The 18,783-nt window shown below is 72.2% G+C and carries 10 protein-coding genes, 1 tRNA gene and 1 pseudogene; 9 read left to right on the top strand and 3 right to left on the bottom strand.

Annotated elements, in window-relative coordinates; all coding sequences use genetic code 11:
- Positions 1–136 precede the first annotated feature (136 nt).
- The 9 genes and pseudogenes from ACE1OC_RS18500 to ACE1OC_RS18460 all read left to right on the top strand — a co-directional run bounded on the left by ACE1OC_RS18500 (position 137) and on the right by ACE1OC_RS18460 (position 15,559).
- Positions 137–2,553 (top strand): annotated as a pseudogene (locus tag ACE1OC_RS18500) (sodium-translocating pyrophosphatase).
- Positions 2,554–2,726: 173 nt separating this feature from the next.
- Positions 2,727–3,293: a small secreted protein gene (locus tag ACE1OC_RS18495; protein ID WP_407837926.1), complete on the top strand. Its 567-nt coding sequence runs from the start codon at positions 2,727–2,729 to the stop codon at positions 3,291–3,293.
- Positions 3,294–3,590: 297 nt separating this feature from the next.
- Positions 3,591–5,144 carry a DUF7059 domain-containing protein gene (locus tag ACE1OC_RS18490; protein ID WP_407837925.1) on the top strand — a complete coding sequence of 518 codons (1,554 nt, stop codon included), beginning with the start codon at positions 3,591–3,593 and terminating at the stop codon, positions 5,142–5,144.
- A gap of 175 nt (positions 5,145–5,319) precedes the next feature.
- Entirely contained in the window at positions 5,320–5,517 is a 198-nt protein-coding gene (locus ACE1OC_RS18485) for a hypothetical protein (protein ID WP_407837924.1), read from the top strand.
- Positions 5,518–6,056: 539 nt separating this feature from the next.
- Entirely contained in the window at positions 6,057–8,873 is a 2,817-nt protein-coding gene (gene topA / locus ACE1OC_RS18480; protein ID WP_407837923.1) for a type I DNA topoisomerase, read from the top strand.
- 152 nt (positions 8,874–9,025) lie between these two features.
- Complete coding sequence (gene tmk, locus ACE1OC_RS18475) at positions 9,026–12,253, top strand: dTMP kinase (RefSeq protein WP_407837922.1); 3,228 nt, start codon at positions 9,026–9,028, stop codon at positions 12,251–12,253.
- Positions 12,254–12,390: 137 nt separating this feature from the next.
- Positions 12,391–13,602 carry a DNA polymerase III subunit delta' gene (locus ACE1OC_RS18470; RefSeq protein ID WP_407837921.1) on the top strand — a complete coding sequence of 404 codons (1,212 nt, stop codon included), beginning with the start codon at positions 12,391–12,393 and terminating at the stop codon, positions 13,600–13,602.
- A gap of 194 nt (positions 13,603–13,796) precedes the next feature.
- Positions 13,797–15,368 carry an alpha/beta hydrolase gene (locus tag ACE1OC_RS18465; RefSeq protein ID WP_407837920.1) on the top strand — a complete coding sequence of 524 codons (1,572 nt, stop codon included), beginning with the start codon at positions 13,797–13,799 and terminating at the stop codon, positions 15,366–15,368.
- Positions 15,369–15,485: 117 nt separating this feature from the next.
- A tRNA-Thr gene (locus ACE1OC_RS18460) sits at positions 15,486–15,559 on the top strand.
- A 56-nt stretch (positions 15,560–15,615) separates the two neighbouring features.
- Here the strand turns inward: ACE1OC_RS18460 and ACE1OC_RS18455 are convergent.
- The 3 genes from ACE1OC_RS18455 to ACE1OC_RS18445 are packed head-to-tail and all read right to left on the bottom strand — an operon-like array spanning position 15,616 to position 18,778.
- Complete coding sequence (locus ACE1OC_RS18455; RefSeq protein WP_407837919.1) at positions 15,616–16,728, bottom strand: aspartate kinase; 1,113 nt, start codon at positions 16,726–16,728, stop codon at positions 15,616–15,618.
- Complete coding sequence (locus ACE1OC_RS18450; protein WP_407837918.1) at positions 16,725–17,744, bottom strand: aspartate-semialdehyde dehydrogenase; 1,020 nt, start codon at positions 17,742–17,744, stop codon at positions 16,725–16,727. The genes ACE1OC_RS18455 and ACE1OC_RS18450 overlap by 4 nt, the downstream gene beginning before the upstream one ends.
- Positions 17,741–18,778 carry a DMT family transporter gene (locus ACE1OC_RS18445; protein ID WP_407837917.1) on the bottom strand — a complete coding sequence of 346 codons (1,038 nt, stop codon included), beginning with the start codon at positions 18,776–18,778 and terminating at the stop codon, positions 17,741–17,743. Before ACE1OC_RS18445 ends, ACE1OC_RS18450 begins: the two co-directional genes overlap by 4 nt.
- Between the last annotated feature and the right edge of the window lie 5 nt (positions 18,779–18,783).

The raw sequence follows: 18,783 nt of genomic DNA, 5'->3' as shown, positions 1-18,783 counted from the left end.
TCGAGGGTAATGGAGTGACCAGATCTATTGGTGAGGAGCAAGTGCGGGCCAATTCCGTTTCCTGCGTACTGTTTTGATCTGGTCCCGCTCCCTACAATCCGTCCACATCTTGAGCTCATCACGTCAAGGAGGACGAATGACGGGGCTCTTCACCCCTATCGCGCCGGGTCGCACCACAGACCTGGCATCCGCAGTACTCACGGATGACAATCGGCTCATCGTGATCATCATTGCGGCCGTGGCCATCGCCGCGCTCGTCGTCGCGCAGATCCTGGTCCGCCAGGTCCTCGCCGCCGACGAGGGAACCGACTCCATGAAGGAGATCGCCGCCGCCGTCCAGGAAGGCGCCAACGCCTACCTCGGCCGGCAGCTCCGCACGCTCGGCATCTTCGCCGTCGTCGTGTTCTTCCTGCTGTTCCTGCTCCCCGCCGACGACTGGACGCAGCGGGCGGGACGTTCCGCCTTCTTCCTCGTCGGCGCCATCTTCTCGGCCGCCACCGGCTACATCGGCATGCGCCTCGCGGTCCGTGCCAACGTCCGCGTCGCCGCCGCCGCGCGCGAGGCCACCCCCAGAGAGGGCGAGCCCGCCAAGGACCTGACCGAGGTATCCCACAAGGCCATGCGGATCGCGTTCCGCACCGGCGGCGTGGTGGGCATGTTCACCGTCGGCCTCGGCCTGCTCGGCGCGTCCTGCGTCGTGCTCGTCTACGCCGCCGACGCGCCCAAGGTCCTGGAGGGCTTCGGCCTCGGTGCCGCGCTCATCGCGATGTTCATGCGTGTCGGAGGCGGCATCTTCACCAAGGCCGCCGACGTCGGCGCCGACCTGGTCGGCAAGGTCGAGCAGGGCATTCCGGAGGACGACCCGCGCAATGCCGCGACCATCGCCGACAATGTGGGCGACAACGTCGGAGACTGCGCGGGAATGGCCGCCGACCTCTTCGAGTCGTACGCCGTCACCCTCGTGGCGGCCCTCATCCTCGGCAAGGCCGCCTTCGGCGACCTGGGCCTGGCCTTCCCGCTGATCGTCCCCGCCATCGGGGTCGTCACCGCGATGATCGGCATCTTCGCGGTCTCCCCGCGCCGCAGTGACCGCAGCGGAATGACCGCCATCAACCGCGGCTTCTTCATCTCCGCCGCCATCTCGCTGGTCCTCGTCGCGATCGCCGTCTACGCGTACCTGCCGGGCACCTACAAGGAGCTCGTCGGCGTCGACGACGCCGCGATCTCCGGGCACTCCGGCGACCCGCGGATCCTGGCGCTGGTCGCCGTCGCCATCGGCATCGTGCTCGCGGCCCTGATCCAGCAGCTCACCGGCTACTTCACCGAGACCAACCGCCGTCCCGTCCGGGACATCGGCAAGTCCTCCCTGACGGGCGCCGCCACGGTCGTGCTCGCCGGCATCTCGGTCGGCCTGGAGTCCGCCGTCTACACGGCGCTGCTCATCGGCCTCGGCGTGTACGGGGCGTTCCTGCTCGGCGGCACCTCGATCATGCTGGCGCTCTTCGCCGTGGCACTGGCCGGCACCGGCCTGCTCACCACGGTCGGCGTCATCGTCGCCATGGACACCTTCGGCCCGGTCTCCGACAACGCCCAGGGCATCGCGGAGATGTCCGGGGACGTCGAGGGCGCCGGCGCGCAGGTGCTGACCGACCTGGACGCGGTGGGCAACACCACCAAGGCCATCACCAAGGGCATCGCCATCGCCACCGCCGTGCTCGCCGCGGCCGCGCTCTTCGGCTCGTACAACGACGCCATCGCGAACGCGGTCAAGGAGGTCGGCGCCAAGACGGCCGGGGAGATGAACCTCAGCCTGGACATCGCCCAGCCCAACAACCTGGTCGGGCTGATCCTGGGCGCGGCCGTCGTGTTCCTGTTCTCGGGCCTGGCCATCAACGCCGTGTCCCGTTCGGCGGGCGCGGTGGTCTACGAGGTGCGCCGCCAGTTCCGGGAGCACCCCGGGATCATGGACTACACGGAGAAGCCCGAGTACGGGCGCGTCGTGGACATCTGCACCAAGGACGCGCTGCGCGAACTCGCCACGCCGGGGCTGCTCGCCGTCCTCACCCCCATCGCCGTCGGTTCACGCTCGGCGTCGGAGCACTCGGTTCCTTCCTCGCCGGCGCGATCGGCACCGGCACCCTGATGGCGGTCTTCCTCGCCAACTCCGGTGGCGCGTGGGACAACGCGAAGAAGCTCGTCGAGGACGGGCACCACGGCGGCAAGGGCAGTGCGGCCCACGAGGCGGTCGTCATCGGCGACACCGTCGGCGACCCGTTCAAGGACACCGCCGGTCCCGCCATCAACCCGCTGCTCAAGGTCATGAACCTGGTGGCGCTGCTGATCGCCCCCGCGATCGTGCAGTTCAGCTACGGCGCGGACGCCAGCCCGACCGTACGGGCGATCGTCGCGGTCCTCGCGATCGGCGTCATCGTCGGCGCGGTGTACGTCTCCAAGCGCCGCGGCATCGCCGTGGGCGACGACGGGGCGGGCGAGGGCGCGACCGCGGAACGGGTGGGCCAGCAGGGCGACCCGGCGGCGGCGGTCTCCTCCTGAGACGGCCGGCACGGGCCTGACACGGCTCTCGCGGGCCTGACCCGGCCCGACTCGACCGTACGCCCGAATGGCGGACGGGGGGCGCGGACTGACGCGCCGTCCGTCCGCCTTTGCGTTTCCCGGATGGTGGGCGTGTATCTTCCGGGCCGAGAGCCTTCGAAGGGACCAATCCGGTGAACAAGAAGCTTGCGGCCGCGGTATCGGGCGCTGCGGTGCTGATGCTCGTCCTGTCCGGCTGCGGCGGGGACGACGGCGACAAGAAGACCGACGCCTGGGCCAAGAAGGTCTGCGACAGCTGGCAGCCCGAGCTCGAAAAGATCGAGAAGGCGAACGCCGACATCAAGCGGGTGGCGACCGAGAGCAGCAAGCCCGAGGAGGTCCAGTCGACCGACTCGACGGCCTTCGGGACCATGTCCGAGTCGTACAAGGCGATGGGTACGGCCCTGACGAACGCGGGAGTTCCGCCCGTCAAGGACGGGGAGAAGACCCAGGCCGCGGCGGTCATGGGCTTCGAGTCGACGTCTGCGGGCTACACCGCGCTGAAGACGAAGATGGACGCCCTCGACGCCAAGGACCAGGGCAAGTTCGCGGAGGGCCTCAAGGAGGTCGCGGGCGGCCTGGAGGAAGCGACCAAGGGCGGCAAGGAAGCCCTCGACCAGCTCAAGGCGGGCGGGCTGGACAAGGCGATGAACAGCCAGAAGGGCTGCCAGGTGACGACTCCGTCGCCGGCGAAGTCCTAGAAGTCCTAGAAGTTCGAGAGGATTTCGAGAAGTTCGAGAATCGCTGGAGCTTCTCGAAGTTCCAGCGCGGGCCGCCGCCTTGCCGGCGGCGCCGCAACCACCGGGGCGGCCGGGATCCTTCGGGACCCCGGCCGCCCCGGCGCATGTCCGGGGAGGGGCCGGGCCGTACGGAGCTGCGCCCGGTCGGGGCCTATTGCGGGGTGCGGCCCCCGGGCGGGAGCTCCCGAAGGCGACGGGTGCCCGCGCCGAAGGCCGTGTGGCGCGGGCAATGGCGGCGGCAGCGGCCACAATGGGCGGGTGAGTACCACCAGCCTTCCCCCCGGTCTGCCCGCCCGCCTCCCCTCGTCGGCCCGCGCGGCCGAGCTCCGCGCCGCGTTGCTCGCCGCGGGCTTCACCGCCGACGGCCTGCTCGACCTGCTCGGTGCCCCGGCGTACGCCGCGCTGGCCCGCAGCGAGACGGTCCCCGCCCTGCGCGCCACGCGGAGCCGCGGCGACGGGCCGCTCGCGAGCCTGACCCGGCTGTTCCTGCTGCGGCAGCCGGTGCCCTACGTGCACGCCGTAACGGCCCTGCCCGTCGACGCGGCGCTGGCCGACGGCTGGCTGCGGCGCGAGGGCGACGAGGTGCACGCCACCGTGGACGTGCGCCCGTACGGCGGTCCGGACGGCGAGGACTGGTTCATCGTCTCGGACCTCGGCTGCGCCGTCGGCGGGGCCGGCGGGATCGGCAGCCGCGAGGAGGGCGTGGTGCTCGGTGTCGGCGGTGCCTCCACGACCCTGGCCGGGATCACCATCCGCACGCCGGTCGGCTCGGCGCTCGACGTCGGCACCGGATCCGGGATCCAGGCACTGCACGCCGCCCAGCACGCGACCCGGGTCACGGCGACCGATGTCAACCCGCGGGCCCTGGAATTCACCCGGTTGACGCTGGCGCTGTCGGGGGCCCCCGAGGCGGAGCTGCTCGCCGGGTCGCTGTTCGAGCCGGTCGGCGGGGCCACGTACGACCTGATCGTGTCGAATCCGCCCTTCGTGATCTCCCCCGGAGCCCGGCTGACGTACCGGGACGGCGGGATGGGCGGCGACGACCTGTGCCGGACCCTGGTCCAGGAGGCCGGAGCCCGGCTCAACCCGGGCGGATTCGCGCAGTTCCTGGGCAACTGGCAGCACGTGGACGGCGAGGACTGGCACGACCGGGTACGGGCCTGGGTGCCGCGCGGCTGCGATGCCTGGATCGTGCAGCGCGACGTGCAGGACGTGACGCAGTACGCGGAGCTGTGGCTGCGCGACGCGGGCGATCACCGCACCGACCCCGCCGAGTACGAACAGCGGTACGAGGACTGGCTGGACGAGTTCGAAGCCCGCAAGACCAAGGCGGTCGGCTTCGGCTGGATCACGCTGCGGCGCAGCGACGCGGCCGAGCCGTCGATCGTGGTCGAGGAGTGGCCGCACTCGGTGGAACAGCCGCTCGGGGAAGCCGTCCTGGCGCACTTCGCGCGCCAGGACTACCTGCGCGACCACGATGACGCGGCCCTGCTCGCGGGCTATTTCCGGCTGACCGAGGAGGTCGTGCAGGAGCAGGTCGGTGCGCCCGGCGCGGAGGATCCGGAACACGTCGTGCTCCGGCAGAACCGGGGCATGCGGCGCGCCACCAAGGTCGACACGGTCGGGGCGGGCTTCGCCGGGGTGTGTGACGGATCACTGAGCGCGGGGCGGATTCTGGACGCCATCGCCCAGCTGGTGGAGGAGGACCCGGTGGTCCTGCGGGACCGGACGCCCGAGGCGATCCGGATGCTGGTGGAGCAGGGGTTCCTGGAGCCGGTGACCGCGGCGGAAGCGGAAGCCGCCGGGGAGTAGGGCCGACTGCACGGCCGAGCGGCCGTGCCGCCGTGCCGCCGCGCAGTCGGGAAGCCGCGCAGTCGGAGCCGGGATGTAACCCCAGGTTCGCCTGCAGTCTCCCCCCGGCTGAAATCCTCCCGTCAGCGGGATCCGGGGGGATCCCGAGAGCGGTCCGGGGGATGAGGTGAACGGCATGGAACACGGTCCGGCGATCTTCGCGGCGGCCGTGTTCCTGCTGTTCGGGGCCGCTCTGCTGGCCTGGACGGGGGCGCGCGCCCCGCGCGGCGCGCCGGTGGCCGAGGGCGTGCGCCCCGTCGTGGCCGTTCCACTGGCCCTGCTCGCCGGCGGGGCCTCGCTGGTCCTCGGGGTCTGGTGCCTCGGACGGCTCTGAGCCGGCGGTGCGGGGCTGGGCGGGCGGGGCTCGGACCGTGTGACATTCGGCTCCACGCCATGCGGCCGGCGGTCCCGGCCCCGTGACGTTCGGCCGGCGGCACCCGACTCGGTGAGGTTCGGCCCGCGGCACTCGGGCCCGTGATGCCGGGGCGGTGGCGCCGCCGGTGGTGGTGGCCGCTTCGGTCCGGCGGAGACGGGGGCCCGGCTCGGGGCGCCGAATCGGCCGGATGTCGCCCGGGTTCCGGTGGCGCGCCGGGTTTCGTCCGCTCGTCCGGAATGCGCGCAGGACCGTACTCATCGGAGAAACACCGACGTGAGGAGGGGTCCGGGGGCGGGGCCAGACGGCCCTTCGGCCACTCTGCCCGGTGAGTGCGCAGGGCCCGGCGCGGCATCCGGGCGGCAGAAATGGCACTTGTCGGGTTACCGTTCGAGTGGCCGTTGCGGGCTTCTGCCGTTTGACACGGGGGCGGGTTGTACCGTCACACTCCGCAGCGTCGCCGTACTGCGACCGAGTGCCGACCGGAGAGAAGAGCCAAGTTGTCCCCGACTAGCGAGACCGCAAAGGGCGGCCGCCGACTCGTCATCGTCGAGTCCCCTGCCAAGGCGAAGACGATCAAGGGCTATCTCGGCCCGGGATACGTCGTCGAGGCGAGCGTCGGGCACATCCGCGACCTCCCGAGTGGCGCGGCCGAGGTTCCCGACAAGTACACCGGTGAGGTCCGCCGTCTCGGTGTGGACGTCGAGCACGACTTCGCGCCGATCTACGTCGTCAACGCCGATAAGAAGGCCCAGGTCAGGAAGCTCAAGGAGCTGCTGGCCGAGTCCGACGAACTCTTCCTCGCCACCGATGAGGACCGCGAGGGCGAAGCCATCGCGTGGCACCTGCAGGAAGTCCTCAAGCCCAAGGTCCCCGTCCACCGGATGGTCTTCCACGAGATCACCAAGGACGCGATCCGCGACGCCGTCGCCAACCCGCGCGAGCTCAACCAGCGCATGGTCGACGCACAGGAGACCCGCCGCATCCTCGACCGCCTCTACGGCTACGAGGTCTCGCCGGTCCTGTGGAAGAAGGTCATGCCGAAGCTGTCGGCGGGCCGCGTCCAGTCGGTGGCCACCCGCATGGTGGTCGAGAAGGAGCGCGAGCGCATCGCCTTCCGCTCGGCCGAGTACTGGGACCTGACCGGCACCTTCGCCACCGGCCGCGCCGGTGACGCCTCCGACCCCTCCACGCTGGTCGCCCGCCTGAACACGGTGGACGGCAAGCGCGTCGCGCAGGGCCGCGACTTCGGGTCGACCGGGCAGCTCAAGAGCGAGGTGCTGCACCTCGACGAGACGAACGCGCGGGCGCTGGCCGCCGCGCTGGCGGAGACCTCGTTCGCCGTCAGGTCCGTCGAGTCCAAGCCGTACCGCCGCTCCCCGTACGCCCCGTTCCGTACGACGACGCTCCAGCAGGAGGCCTCGCGCAAGCTCGGCTTCGGTGCGAAGGCGACGATGCAGGTGGCGCAGAAGCTGTACGAGAACGGCTTCATCACCTATATGCGTACCGACTCCACGACGCTCTCCGACACCGCGGTGTCGGCGGCGCGGGCACAGGTCACGCAGCTCTACGGCGCCGAGTACCTGCCGGAGAAGCCGCGCGTCTACGCGGGCAAGGTCAAGAACGCGCAGGAGGCGCACGAGGCGATCCGTCCTTCGGGTGATCGTTTCCGCACCCCGGCCGAGACCGGTCTGACCGGCGACCAGTTCCGCCTGTACGAGCTCATCTGGAAGCGCACCGTCGCCTCCCAGATGAAGGACGCGGTCGGCAACTCGGTCACCGTGAAGATCGGCGGCCGGTCGGCGGACGGCCGTGACGCCGAGTTCAGCGCGTCCGGCAAGACGATCACCTTCCACGGCTTCATGAAGGCCTACGTCGAGGGCGCGGACGACCCGAACGCCGAGCTCGACGACCGTGAGAAGCGCCTCCCGCAGGTCGCCGAGGGCGACGCGCTGTCGGCCGAGGAGATCACGGTCGACGGCCACTCGACCAAGCCGCCGGCCCGCTACACCGAGGCCTCGCTGGTCAAGGAGCTGGAAGAGCGGGAGATCGGCCGCCCGTCGACGTACGCGTCGATCATCGGCACGATCCTGGACCGCGGGTACGTCTTCAAGAAGGGCACGGCGCTCGTGCCGTCCTTCCTGTCGTTCGCCGTGGTGAACCTGCTGGAGACGCACTTCGGCCGGCTGGTCGACTACGACTTCACCGCCAAGATGGAGGACGACCTCGACCGCATCGCGCGGGGCGAGGCCCAGTCCGTGCCGTGGCTCAAGCGCTTCTACTTCGGCGCGGAGGACGCGACCGAGGTCGTGCCGGCCGACGGCGACGCGCTCGGCGGCCTGAAGGAGCTGGTGACCGACCTGGGCGCGATCGACGCCCGGGAGATCTCCTCCTTCCCCGTCGGCGAGAACATCGTGCTGCGCGTCGGCCGCTACGGGCCGTACGTGGAGCGCGGCGAGAAGGACGCCGAGGGCCACCAGCGGGCGGACGTCCCGGAGGAGCTGGCCCCCGACGAGCTGACGGTCGAGTACGCGGAGGAGCTCTTCGCGAAGCCGAGCGGCGAGTTCCAGCTCGGCAAGGACCCGATCAGCGGGAACGACATCGTCGCGAAGGACGGTCGCTACGGGCCGTACGTGACGGAGATCCTGCCCGAGGGCACGCCGAAGACGGGCAAGAACGCGGTCAAGCCGCGGACGGCCTCGCTGTTCCAGTCGATGAGCCTGGACACGGTCACCCTCGAGGACGCCCTGCGTCTGATGTCCCTTCCCCGGGTCGTCGGCGTGGACGCGGAGGGTGCGGAGATCACCGCGCAGAACGGCCGCTACGGCCCGTACCTGAAGAAGGGCACGGACTCGCGGTCGCTGGAGACCGAGGACCAGCTGTTCGCCATCACCCTGGAGCAGGCGCTCGCGATCTACGCGCAGCCGAAGCAGCGGGGGCGCGCGGCCGCGAAGCCGCCGCTGAAGGAGCTGGGGACGGACCCGGTCAGCGAGAAGCCGGTGGTCGTCAAGGACGGCCGGTTCGGTCCGTACGTGACGGACGGCGAGACGAACGCGACGCTGCGGCGGGACGACGACGTCGAGACGATCACGCCGGAGCGGGGCTACGAGCTGCTCGCCGAGAAGCGCGCCAAGGGTCCGGTGAAGAAGACGGCCAAGAAGGCTCCCGCGAAGAAGGCCCCGGCGAAGAAGGCGACGGCGACGAAGACCGCTGCCGCCAAGAAGACGACGACGGCCAAGAAGGCGACGGCCAAGAAGACGGTCGCCAAGAAGACGACCGCCAAGAAGACGGCGGCGGCCGCTCCTGCGGACGAGTAGTCCGGACGAGCAGTCGCACGAGCGGGGCCCGCGCACTGCGCGCGGGCCCCGCTTTTTGCGGTGGGTCCGGTTTTTGCGGTGGGTCCGGGGTCACACCCTGACCTTGTCCACAGGCCTCCGCACCCGCCAAGCACAGCGGATAGGCTGGGCGGATGACGCGAGCCGAGCAGCCAACGGTCGTGACCGCCACCGCCGACACCGCCCCCACCTACGACGAAGCCCTCGCCGCGGACTCCCGCGAGCGCGCGGTGCGCGCCCTGCTGCGCACCCCCGGGCTGCGCCGTCTGTGGAGCGCGCAGTTGGTGAGCGGCATCGGCGATGCCCTCGCCCTGCTGGTCCTGGTGCTGCTGGTCTTCCAGGCGGCCGTGGACCAGGAGCCCTTCGGCGGTGGTTACGCCGGCTGGGCCCTCGCCGTGGCCGCCGTCTTCGGCGTCCGCGTGGTGTCCACCGTCCTCTTCGGCGCGGTCCTCCTCGGGCCCCTGGCCAAGCTCACCGCCCCCGGCGGCAAGCTGGACCGCCGCTGGACGATGATCGGCGCCGACGGGCTCCGGCTCGGCCTCTTCGTCGTCGCCCCGCTGTGGCTCGACTGGATCGGCCCGCACGCGCTGACCGCCCTGCTCGCCACCGTCTTCGTCTCCGGCGCCGCCGAGCGGATGTGGGGGCTGGCCAAGGACAGCGCCGCGCCCGGCCTGCTGCCGGCGCCGCCGCCGGAGGGGGCGACCGTACGGCCGCTGCCCGACCACCTCGACGCACTGCGCCGGCTGAACCTGCGCACCGCCTTCGCCGCCCTGCCGGTCGCCGCGGCCGCACTGCTCGCCTCGACGCTGATCGGCAAGGCCCTCGGCCTCGGCATCGGCTGGTTCACCGAGAACCAGGCCGCCCTCGGCTCCTACGTGGCCTCCGGGCTCTTCGCGGCCTCCGTATCGCTGCTGCTCCCGCTGGTGCTGCCCGCGACGAAGACCCCGCGTCCGCGCTCCCCGCTGGAGGGCCTGCGCGCCCCCAAGGCGGGGGACCGGCCCGAGAAGGGGCGGACCGGGTCCATCCCACTGTTCGTCCTCGTCTGCGCCGCCGTCGCCGGAGCCGTCGCCTCCGCCGCCGCCGTGGCCGTCCTGCACGCCGCCGACCTGGGGGGCGGAGCGGCCGCGTTCTCGCTGTTCGTACTGGCCCTGCTGGGCGGCACCGCCCTCGGCATCCGCGCCACCCAGGCCGGCAAGGTGCTCCCCTCCCTGTCCCGGCGCCGCCTGCTGGCGCTGGCCGTCGGGGTGGCCGGGCTGGCGCTGCTGCTGACCGGGCTGGTTCCGGACACCTCGACGGTGGTGTTCCTCTCGCTGCTCGCCGGCACCGCCGCGGGCGTCGCCGCGAACACCGGGCACACGCTGCTCGACCAGGAGACCGAGGAGTTCCGCCGGGCCCGGGTCACCGAGCACCTGCAGGCCGTCGTCCGGGTCGCCGTGGCCGTCGGAGCCGTGGCCGCCCCGCTGCTGGCCGCCCTGATCGGACCGCACCGGCTGGCCGCCGGCGAGGTCGTCTTCGCCCACGGCGGCGCGGCCTTCACGCTGATGCTGGTCGGCGCCCTGCTGCTGCCGGTCGCCGTCATCGTCCTGGCCAAGGCCGACGACCGCAGCGGCGTACCGCTGCGCCGCGACCTGCGCGAGGCGCTGCGCGGCGGGGAGCCGGTCCAGGCCGCTTCCGACGCCGGGTTCTTCATCGCCCTGGAGGGCGGCGACGGCGCCGGCAAGTCCACCCAGGTGCAGGCCATGGCCGACTGGATACGGGCGAAGGGCCACGAGGTCGTCGTCACGCGCGAGCCCGGGGCCACCCCGGTGGGCAAGCGGCTGCGGTCGATCCTGCTCGACGTGTCCTCCGCCGGTCTGTCGAACCGCGCCGAGGCCCTGCTGTACGCGGCCGACCGCGCCGAGCACGTGGACACCGTCGTCCGTCCCGCCCTGGAGCGCGGCGCGGTGGTCATCACCGACCGCTACGTCGACTCCTCGGTGGCCTACCAGGGCGCCGGCCGGGACCTGTCCCCGACCGAGATCGCCCGTATCTCGCGCTGGGCCACGGACGGACTCGTACCGAATCTGACCGTGCTGCTCGACGTGTCGCCGGAGACGGCCCGGGAGCGGTTCACGGAGGCGCCGGACCGGCTGGAATCGGAGCCGGCGGAGTTCCACCAGCGGGTGCGGGCCGGATTCCTGACCCTGGCCGCGGCCGACCCCGGTCGCTACCTGGTGGTCGACGCGGGCCAGGACCCGGAGTCGGTCAGCACCGTCGTGCGCCACCGCCTGGACCGGATGCTCCCGCTGTCGGAGGCCGAGGTGGCCGCGCAGGCGGAGGCCCGCCGGCTCGCCATCGAGGAGGCCAAGCGCAAGGCCGAGGAAGAGGCCGCGCGCAAGGCGGAGGAAGCCCGGCTGCGCGCCGAGGAAGAGGCCCGCCAGGCCCGCGAGGCCGAGGAGGCCCGGATCGCGGCCGAGGCCGAGGCCGCCCGCAAGGCGGAGGAAGCCCGGCTGCGCGCCGAGGAGGAGGCCCGCCAGAGGGCCGAGGCCGAGCGGCTGCGGCTGGAGGCCGAGGAGAAGGCCCGCGCGGTCGAGCAGGAGAGGCTGCGCAAGCAGGCGGAGGAAGAGGCCCGGCTGCACGCCGAGGCCGAAGAGCGCCGGCTGGAGAAGCAGCGGCGGGCCGAGGAGGCCCTGCTGAAGGCCGAGGAGGCGCGGCGGCTGGCCGAGGCCTCGGCGGCGGAGGCGGCGGCGAAGTCCGCCGCTGCCGCGGCTGCTTCGGCGTCCGTGCCGGCGGCTGCGCCTGCTGCCCCGGCCCCGGCCCCGGCCCCGGCGGCTCCTGCTCCCAAGGCCGACCTGCGCAAGGAACCGCACCACGACGAGGCCGTCACGATCGAGACTCCGGTCGTCAAGCGGGTCGTGCAGCCGGACGACGTCACCCAGACGGTCCCGGTGCCGAAGGCCGATCCGGCGGCGGGTCCGGCGGACGAGACGGCAGTGCTGCCGCCCGTCCGCGCGACGGGTCCGGCGGACGAGACGGCGGTCCTGCCACCCGTACGCCCCACGGGAACGGGCACGGGCGAGGCGGCGCCGACGCGGCCGGCAGCGCCCAGGGCCTCGTACTCCGCGTCGCGGCCGACGGCCCAGCGCCCCGAGGAGAACCCGGCCGACCGGGTCCCGCCGGGCATCTTCCGCGACTCGGGCAACGACGCGACCCGTGAACTGCCGCTGCTCACCGACGTCACCGAGGACGGCCGGCCGCGCAGGCCCCGCTCGGACTGGGCGGAGGAGACTCCGCTGGACGATCTGCCGACGCTGGCGGACGAGCTGCTGGGACCGCGCCGGGACGACGAGGACGACCAGGGCCGGGGGCCGCGCCGCCGCTGACCGCGGCGGTGACGGGAGCGGAAGCGTTGACGGCTGTGGTCGTCGTGGGGACCGGCTGACCGGGATTGTCAGTGGGAGCCGCCACACTGGGTGAGCAGACGGCACGGACGGTACGCGAGGGAAAGGCGGTGGGCGGGATGCCCGTATGGGACGACCTGGTGGGACAGGAGCGGATCCAGACCCAGCTGGCCGCCGCCGCGGTCGACGCCGACGCCCTGGTCACCGCCATCGAGTCGGGGAACCCGCCGCCGCCCGGCTCCAAGATGACGCACGCCTGGTTGTTCACCGGCCCGCCCGGATCGGGGCGGTCCACCGCCGCCCGCGCCTTCGCGGCCGCGCTCCAGTGCACCAGCCCGGACCGCGCCCTCGGCGGCGAGCCGGGCTGCGGGTTCTGCGACGGCTGCCACACCACCGTGATCGGTACGCACGCCGATGTGGAGATCGTCCGTACCGATCAGCTGTCCATCGGCGTGAAGGACACCCGGGCGCTGGTGCGCCGGGCGCAGCTCTCCCCGGCCGTCGGACGCTGGCAGGTCATCGTCCTGGAGGACGCCGACCGGCTGACGGAAGGCGCGGGCAACGTCCTGCTCAAGGCCGTGGAGGAGCCCGCTCCGCGGACCGTGTGGCTGCTGTGCGCCCCCTCGCTGGAGGACGTGCTGCCCACCATCCGCTCCCGCTGCCGGCACCTTTCGCTGCGCACCCCGCCGGTGTCCGCCGTCGCCGAGGTGCTCGTGCGGCGCGACGGCATCGAGCCGGCCGTGGCGCAGGCCGCCGCCCGCGCGACCCAGGGGCACATCGGCCGGGCCCGCCGGCTCGCCACCGACGAGGCGGCCCGCTCGCGGCGCGCCACCGTCCTGCGGCTGCCGATGCGCGTAGCCGACGTCGGCGACTGCCTGAAGGCGGCGCAGGAGCTGGTGGACGCCGCCGCGGAGGACGCCAAGCAGGTCGCGGAAGAGGTCGACACCAAGGAGACCGAGGAGCTGCGGGCCGCGCTCGGCGCCGGAGCGGGTACGGGCGGGCGGATGCCGCGCGGTACGGCGGGCGTGATGAAGGAGCTGGAGGACCGGCAGAAGCGCCGGCGCACGCGTACGCAGCGCGACAGCCTCGACCTGGCCCTGACCGACCTCACCGGCTTCTACCGGGACGTGCTGGCCCTCCAGCTCGGCTCCGCGCTGGCCATCGCGAACGAGGAGATACGGCCGGACCTGGACCGGATCGCCCGGGAGTCGGGCCCGGAGCGCACCTTGCGGCGGATCGAGGCGATCATCGCGTGCCGGCAGGCGCTGGACCGCAACGTCGCCCCGCTGCTCGCCGTCGAGGCGATGACGATGTCGCTGCGCGCGGGCTGACACGCGCCTCCGGGCGCGCGGCTGCGGCTGCTCCCGCGACTCCGGTTGACGGCCTCACCCGTTCGAGGGGTCCGCGGGGCGGGCCGCAGACGCCCCCGGTCCGTGCGGGGCGGCGCCCCGCGCCCGGGCGGCCGCCCGCCGCCCGGCGCGGGCACGACCGCCCCGGGCAGGCCCGCAGGCCGTAGGCTCCGGGAATGGACACCAGTCGCCTGCTGCGCACCACCGGGACCGTGATCGCCGCTGCGGGGCTACTACTCTCCGGGTGCACCTCGGGCGGTTCGGGAACACCCCGTGCCGCCGCGTCGTCCGGCGGGGCCTCGGAGGCTTCGTCGGCCGAGCCGACCGCCGTCCCGGCCGCGCTGCGCCCGTACTACGACCAGAAGCTGACCTGGCGCGAGTGCGGTGTGCCCGGCTTCGAGTGCACCACCATGAAGGTTCCGCTGGACTACGAGAACCCCGGGGCCGGGGACATCGACATCGCGGTGTCCCGCCGCAAGGCCACGGACCCCGCCAAGCGGCTCGGCTCGCTCGTGGTGAACCCGGGCGGCCCGGGCGGATCCGGCATCGGCTACCTCCAGGCGTACGCGGGCATCGGCTACCCGGCCCCGGTGCGTGCCGCGTACGACATGGTCTCCTTCGACCCGCGCGGCGTGGACCGCAGCAGCCCCGTGGAATGCCTGAACGGCCCGGCCATGGACAAGTACACCCAGGTGGACCAGACGCCGGACACGCCGGCGGAGCAGGCCCTGCTGGTGGCCGCCTTCAAGGAGTTCGCGGCCGCCTGTCAGACGCACTCGCAGCGGGTCCTGCCGCACGTCTCCACGGTCGACGCCGCCCGCGACATGGACGTCCTGCGGGCGGCGCTGGGCGACGAGAAGCTGAACTACGTCGGAGCCTCGTACGGCACCTTCCTCGGGGCGACGTACGCGGACCTCTTCCCGGGCCGGACCGGCCGGCTGGTGCTGGACGGGGCGATGGATCCCTCCCGGCCCGCGATCGACCTGAACCGGGACCAGACGGAGGGCTTCGAAACAGCCTTCCGGGCCTTCGCGGCGGACTGCGCGAAGCAGACCGACTGCCCGCTCGGCAAGGGCAGCCCGGAGCAGATCGCGGAGCGCCTGAAGGAGTTCTTCCGCAAGGTCGACGCCCAGCCGGTCCCCACGACGGACCGGTCGCGCGGCGCGCTCGGCGAGGCGCTGGCGACGACCGGGGTGATCGCGGCCCTGTACGACGAGAACGCCTGGCCGCAGCTGCGCGAGGCGCTCGGGGCCGCCATCAACGAAGACGACGGCAACGGGCTGCTGGCGCTCGCCGACAGCTACTACGAGCGCGAGCAGGACGGCAAGTACGCCAACCTCATGTCGGCGAACGCCGCCGTCAACTGCCTCGACCAGCCCCCGGCCTTCGCCGGGCCCGAGGCGGTCGAGAAGGCGCTGCCCTCCTTCGCGAAGGCCTCTCCGGTCTTCGGCCCGGGCCTGGCCTGGGCCTCGCTGAACTGCGCGTACTGGCCGACGAAGGCCAGCGGCACGGCCCAGGCGCTGCATGCGAAGGGTGCCCCGCCGATCGTGGTGGTCGGCACCACCCGCGACCCGGCGACCCCGTACAAGTGGGCCCGGGCCCTGGCGGGCCAGCTCGACTCGGGCGTCCTGCTGACCTACGACGGCGACGGCCACACGGCGTACGGCCGGGGCAGCGACTGCATCGACTCGGCGATCAACCGCTACCTCCTGGAAGGCGCCGCTCCGCAGGACGGAAAGAAGTGCTGACCCCCGCCGTCGGCGCCGTCGAAGGACCCTGTTCGAGGCACCCCGTTTAACCCTGTAGACTTGGCGCCGCTGCTGATGAGAGCCTCCCACCAGGGAAATTCTTGTCTTCCCAGCGGTGCCGCCTTAGCTCAGCTGGCCAGAGCAACGCACTCGTAATGCGTAGGTCTCGGGTTCGAATCCCGAAGGCGGCTCTGTAGAACCCCCAGGACTCACTCGCCGTGACCTGGGGGTTTTGCTTTTCCCGGGGTCAGGCCGGTACGGATGCCCTGTCGCGGAGATCGGCGTGCAGGCGGTGGCCCCAGTCCAGGGCGGAAGCCTCGGTGGGGGCCACATGGAGCACGGGGTGTCCGGAACGGACTTCGGTCACCATGCGTTCCTCGGTGATCTCGCCGGTGAGCCCGTTCTCGTCGAGGCAGCGTCGTACGTCGAAGAAGCCGCCGTTCACCACCACCAGGTGGCGGCCGGGCCAGTCCGGGACGCTCACGGACACCCCGGCGGATTCGAGTGCCGCGAGGGCGAGCTCCGCCTCGGACGAGGTGCCGAACTCGGCGACGACCGAGCGGGCGTCGATGATCACGGCGTCCACGCCGATGCCGTCGCCCACACCGTCGATCACCGAACCCGCTTCGAACTCGCCCGTGTTGAGCCGGCAGACGATCTGCACCGAGTGGCGCTGGGCGGTCCGCACCGCCTCCGGGTGCAGGACCTTCGCGCCGTGGCGACCGAGCAGTACGACGTCCTCGTACGAGAGGGCGGGGATGCGCCGCGCCTCCGGGACCAGGCGGGGGTCGGCGTCGTACACCCCGTTGACGTCGGAGTAGATCTCACAGGTCTTCAGGCCCAGAGCACCGGCCAGCGCCGTGGCGCTGAGGTCGGAACTGTTCTTTCCGAGCCAGGCCGGGGTCCCGCCGCCGTCGTCGGCCTGGCCGCCGGGAAGCACCACGACGGGAGCGCGCGTGAACGCCTCCTGCAGCGGGCCCGGGTCGAAGCCGGTGAGCGTGGCCGCCTTGTGCCGGGTGCCGTCGGAGCGCAGGCCGGTGCGGTCGCCGTGCAGCATCACCGCGTCGACGCCCTTGCTCCTCAGGGCTATCCGCAGCAGACCCGCGCCGATGGTGTCCGCGAGGGGCAGCACTCCGTGGAGCGCTTCCACGGACACACCGGGGTCGATGGACCGGGCGATCTCGCGCAGGCCCTCGGTCGCGCCCGGCATGCCGCTGACGACCACGACGAGCCGTTCCCCGGCTTCGACGCGGGCGCTGATGTGCGCGGCGACATCACGGTAGTGGGCGGCGGAGGCGAAGCTGGACCCGCCGAACTTCAGGACGCCCGTGGGACGGTGGTCGATGGTGGTGCTGCTCATGCGATGCCCTCCTGGACGGCTCGTTCGGCGATCTGCAGCGCGTTGAGTGCGGCGCCGATCCTCAGGTTGTCCGCGACGAGCCACAGCAGGGCGCGGTTCGGGCGCTCGGGGTCGACCCGGATGCGGCCGACGTGGACCAGATCGGGTGCGTCGACGATGGTGCGGGGCGTGGGCCAGCCCTCGCGCCACACCTTGACCTCGTCCTGGGCGTCCAGGAGTCGGGCCAGTTCGGCGGCGTCCACCGGGCGGTCGCACTCGAGGGTGACGGCCTCGCTGTGCCCGTTCTCCACGGGGACCCGTACGCACGTCGCGACGAGGTCCAGTCCGGGCAGATCGAGGATGCGGCGGGACTCCTGCCGCATCTTGCGCTCTTCGAGGGTGAATCCGTCGGCCTGCAGGACGTCGATGGCCGGCAGGACGTCGAAGGCCAGCGGCTGGCTGAACCGCCGGGCCTCGGCGGTGTCGCCCGCCAGGATGCTGCGCGCGCCGTCGTACAGCTCGTCGATGCCGTTCTGACCGCCGCCGGAGGCGGCCTGGTAGGTGGAGACGTAGACGCTCCGCAGCCCGTAGGCCTCGTGTACCGGGCGCAGCAGACGAACCAGCGGAATGGTCGAGCAGTTGGGGTTGGCGACGATTCCGGAGATCGGGCGCTCGGCCAGCAGTGCGCCGTTGACCTGCGGAACGACGAGCTGCGATGCGGGGTCCATCCGGAAGGCGTTGGTGTTGTCGATCACCAGGGCACCGGCCCCGGCGGCCTTCCCCGCCCATTCGGCGCTGACGGGCGTACCCGCGGAGAAGAACGCGATGTCGACGTCGGAGAAGTCCGCGGTGCGCAGGTCCTCGACGACGACGGTCTTGCCGAGGACGGGCACGGTGCGGCCGGCGGACCGCTCGGAAGCGATCAGCCGCACGGAGTCGTGGGCGAATCCGCGCTGCTCGATCAGGCCGAGCAGGGTCTGGCCTACGGCTCCGGTGCCGCCGACGACGGCGATGCGGGGTGGACGCGAACGGCTCACGTGGTGCTCCGGGAAGGGAGGGCCGGTACGGGACCGGCGGCTTGGACTGCCACAGGGGCGACAGGAGTGAGGACAGGGGTGGCGACGGGGGTGACGACAGGAGCAAGGGGGGTGGCCGCGGGAACCGGGGCGGCCGGGCGGCTGGGCCCGAAGCGCCAGCCGAGGTTGATGCCCAGGGTCGCGGCGGCGATCAGCGGAATGCCCAGGGCCTGGAGGAGGCTCACACGGTGGCCGTACACGGCCCAGTCGCAGAACATCGCAACTGCCGGATAGATGAAGGCCAGTACGGCGATCTTGGACGTGGGCAGCTTCTGGTACGAGGAGTACATGAGGGCGTACATCACACAGGTGTGGATGACTCCGAGGCCGACGAGCCAGGCCCAGCCGGCGCCCAGACCCGCGGTCTCCGCCAGGCGGGTGAACGGAAGCAGCAGCGGGATGCCCACGAGGACCTGCATCAGGGCGACCAGATGCGGCCGCACGCCCGTCACGCGCTTGGTGAAGATGGTGGACAGCGCGTAGAAGAGGGCCGCGAGCAGCGCCTCGCCCAGTCCGAGCAGGTAGCTGCCGCCTCCGACGAGGTCGGCGGGGGACACCCCCGCGACCAGGACGAGTCCACCGAAGGCGACGGCCAGCCAGGCGAACTTCGAAACCGTCAGCTTGTCGCGGAAGAAGAGCGCGCCGAGCAGGACCACGTAGAACGGCTGCGTGTGGTAGACGACCGTGGCTACGGAGATGGACGTGGACCGGTACGACTCGAAGAGCAGCACCCAGTTGAAGACGATGAACACACCGCCCAGGCAGGTCAGGAGGACCTTGTGCCGGGTGAAGCCGTGGTCACGGAAGAACCCGCGGGCCAGGCAGTACAGGCCGAGTGCGACCGCGCCGAACACGCAGCGGAAGAACACCACGTTGAACGGAGCGGCTCCGGACTCGACCACGAAGACGCCGATCGTGCCCGAGAGGACCATCGCCAGTGACAGCTGGAGGGTGCCCTTGCGTTCCAGGGCCGCTCCGGTCGGTGCTGCGCTCATGGTGA

The organism is Streptomyces stoeckheimensis, assembly GCF_045822005.1.
Classification (GTDB): domain Bacteria; phylum Actinomycetota; class Actinomycetes; order Streptomycetales; family Streptomycetaceae; genus Streptomyces; species Streptomyces stoeckheimensis.
The sequence above is the reverse complement of the archived record's forward strand: the minus strand, read 5'-3'. Positions and strand labels throughout refer to the sequence as shown.

Coding starts and splice junctions, on each gene's coding strand:
- ACE1OC_RS18485 (WP_407837924.1), top strand. CDS start 5,320: ATGGAACACGGTCCGGCGATCTTCGCGGCGGCCGTGTTCCTGCTGTTC.
- tmk (WP_407837922.1), top strand. CDS start 9,026: ATGACGCGAGCCGAGCAGCCAACGGTCGTGACCGCCACCGCCGACACC.
- ACE1OC_RS18470 (WP_407837921.1), top strand. CDS start 12,391: ATGCCCGTATGGGACGACCTGGTGGGACAGGAGCGGATCCAGACCCAG.
- ACE1OC_RS18465 (WP_407837920.1), top strand. CDS start 13,797: ATGGACACCAGTCGCCTGCTGCGCACCACCGGGACCGTGATCGCCGCT.
- ACE1OC_RS18455 (WP_407837919.1), bottom strand. CDS start 16,728: ATGAGCAGCACCACCATCGACCACCGTCCCACGGGCGTCCTGAAGTTC.
- ACE1OC_RS18445 (WP_407837917.1), bottom strand. CDS start 18,778: ATGAGCGCAGCACCGACCGGAGCGGCCCTGGAACGCAAGGGCACCCTC.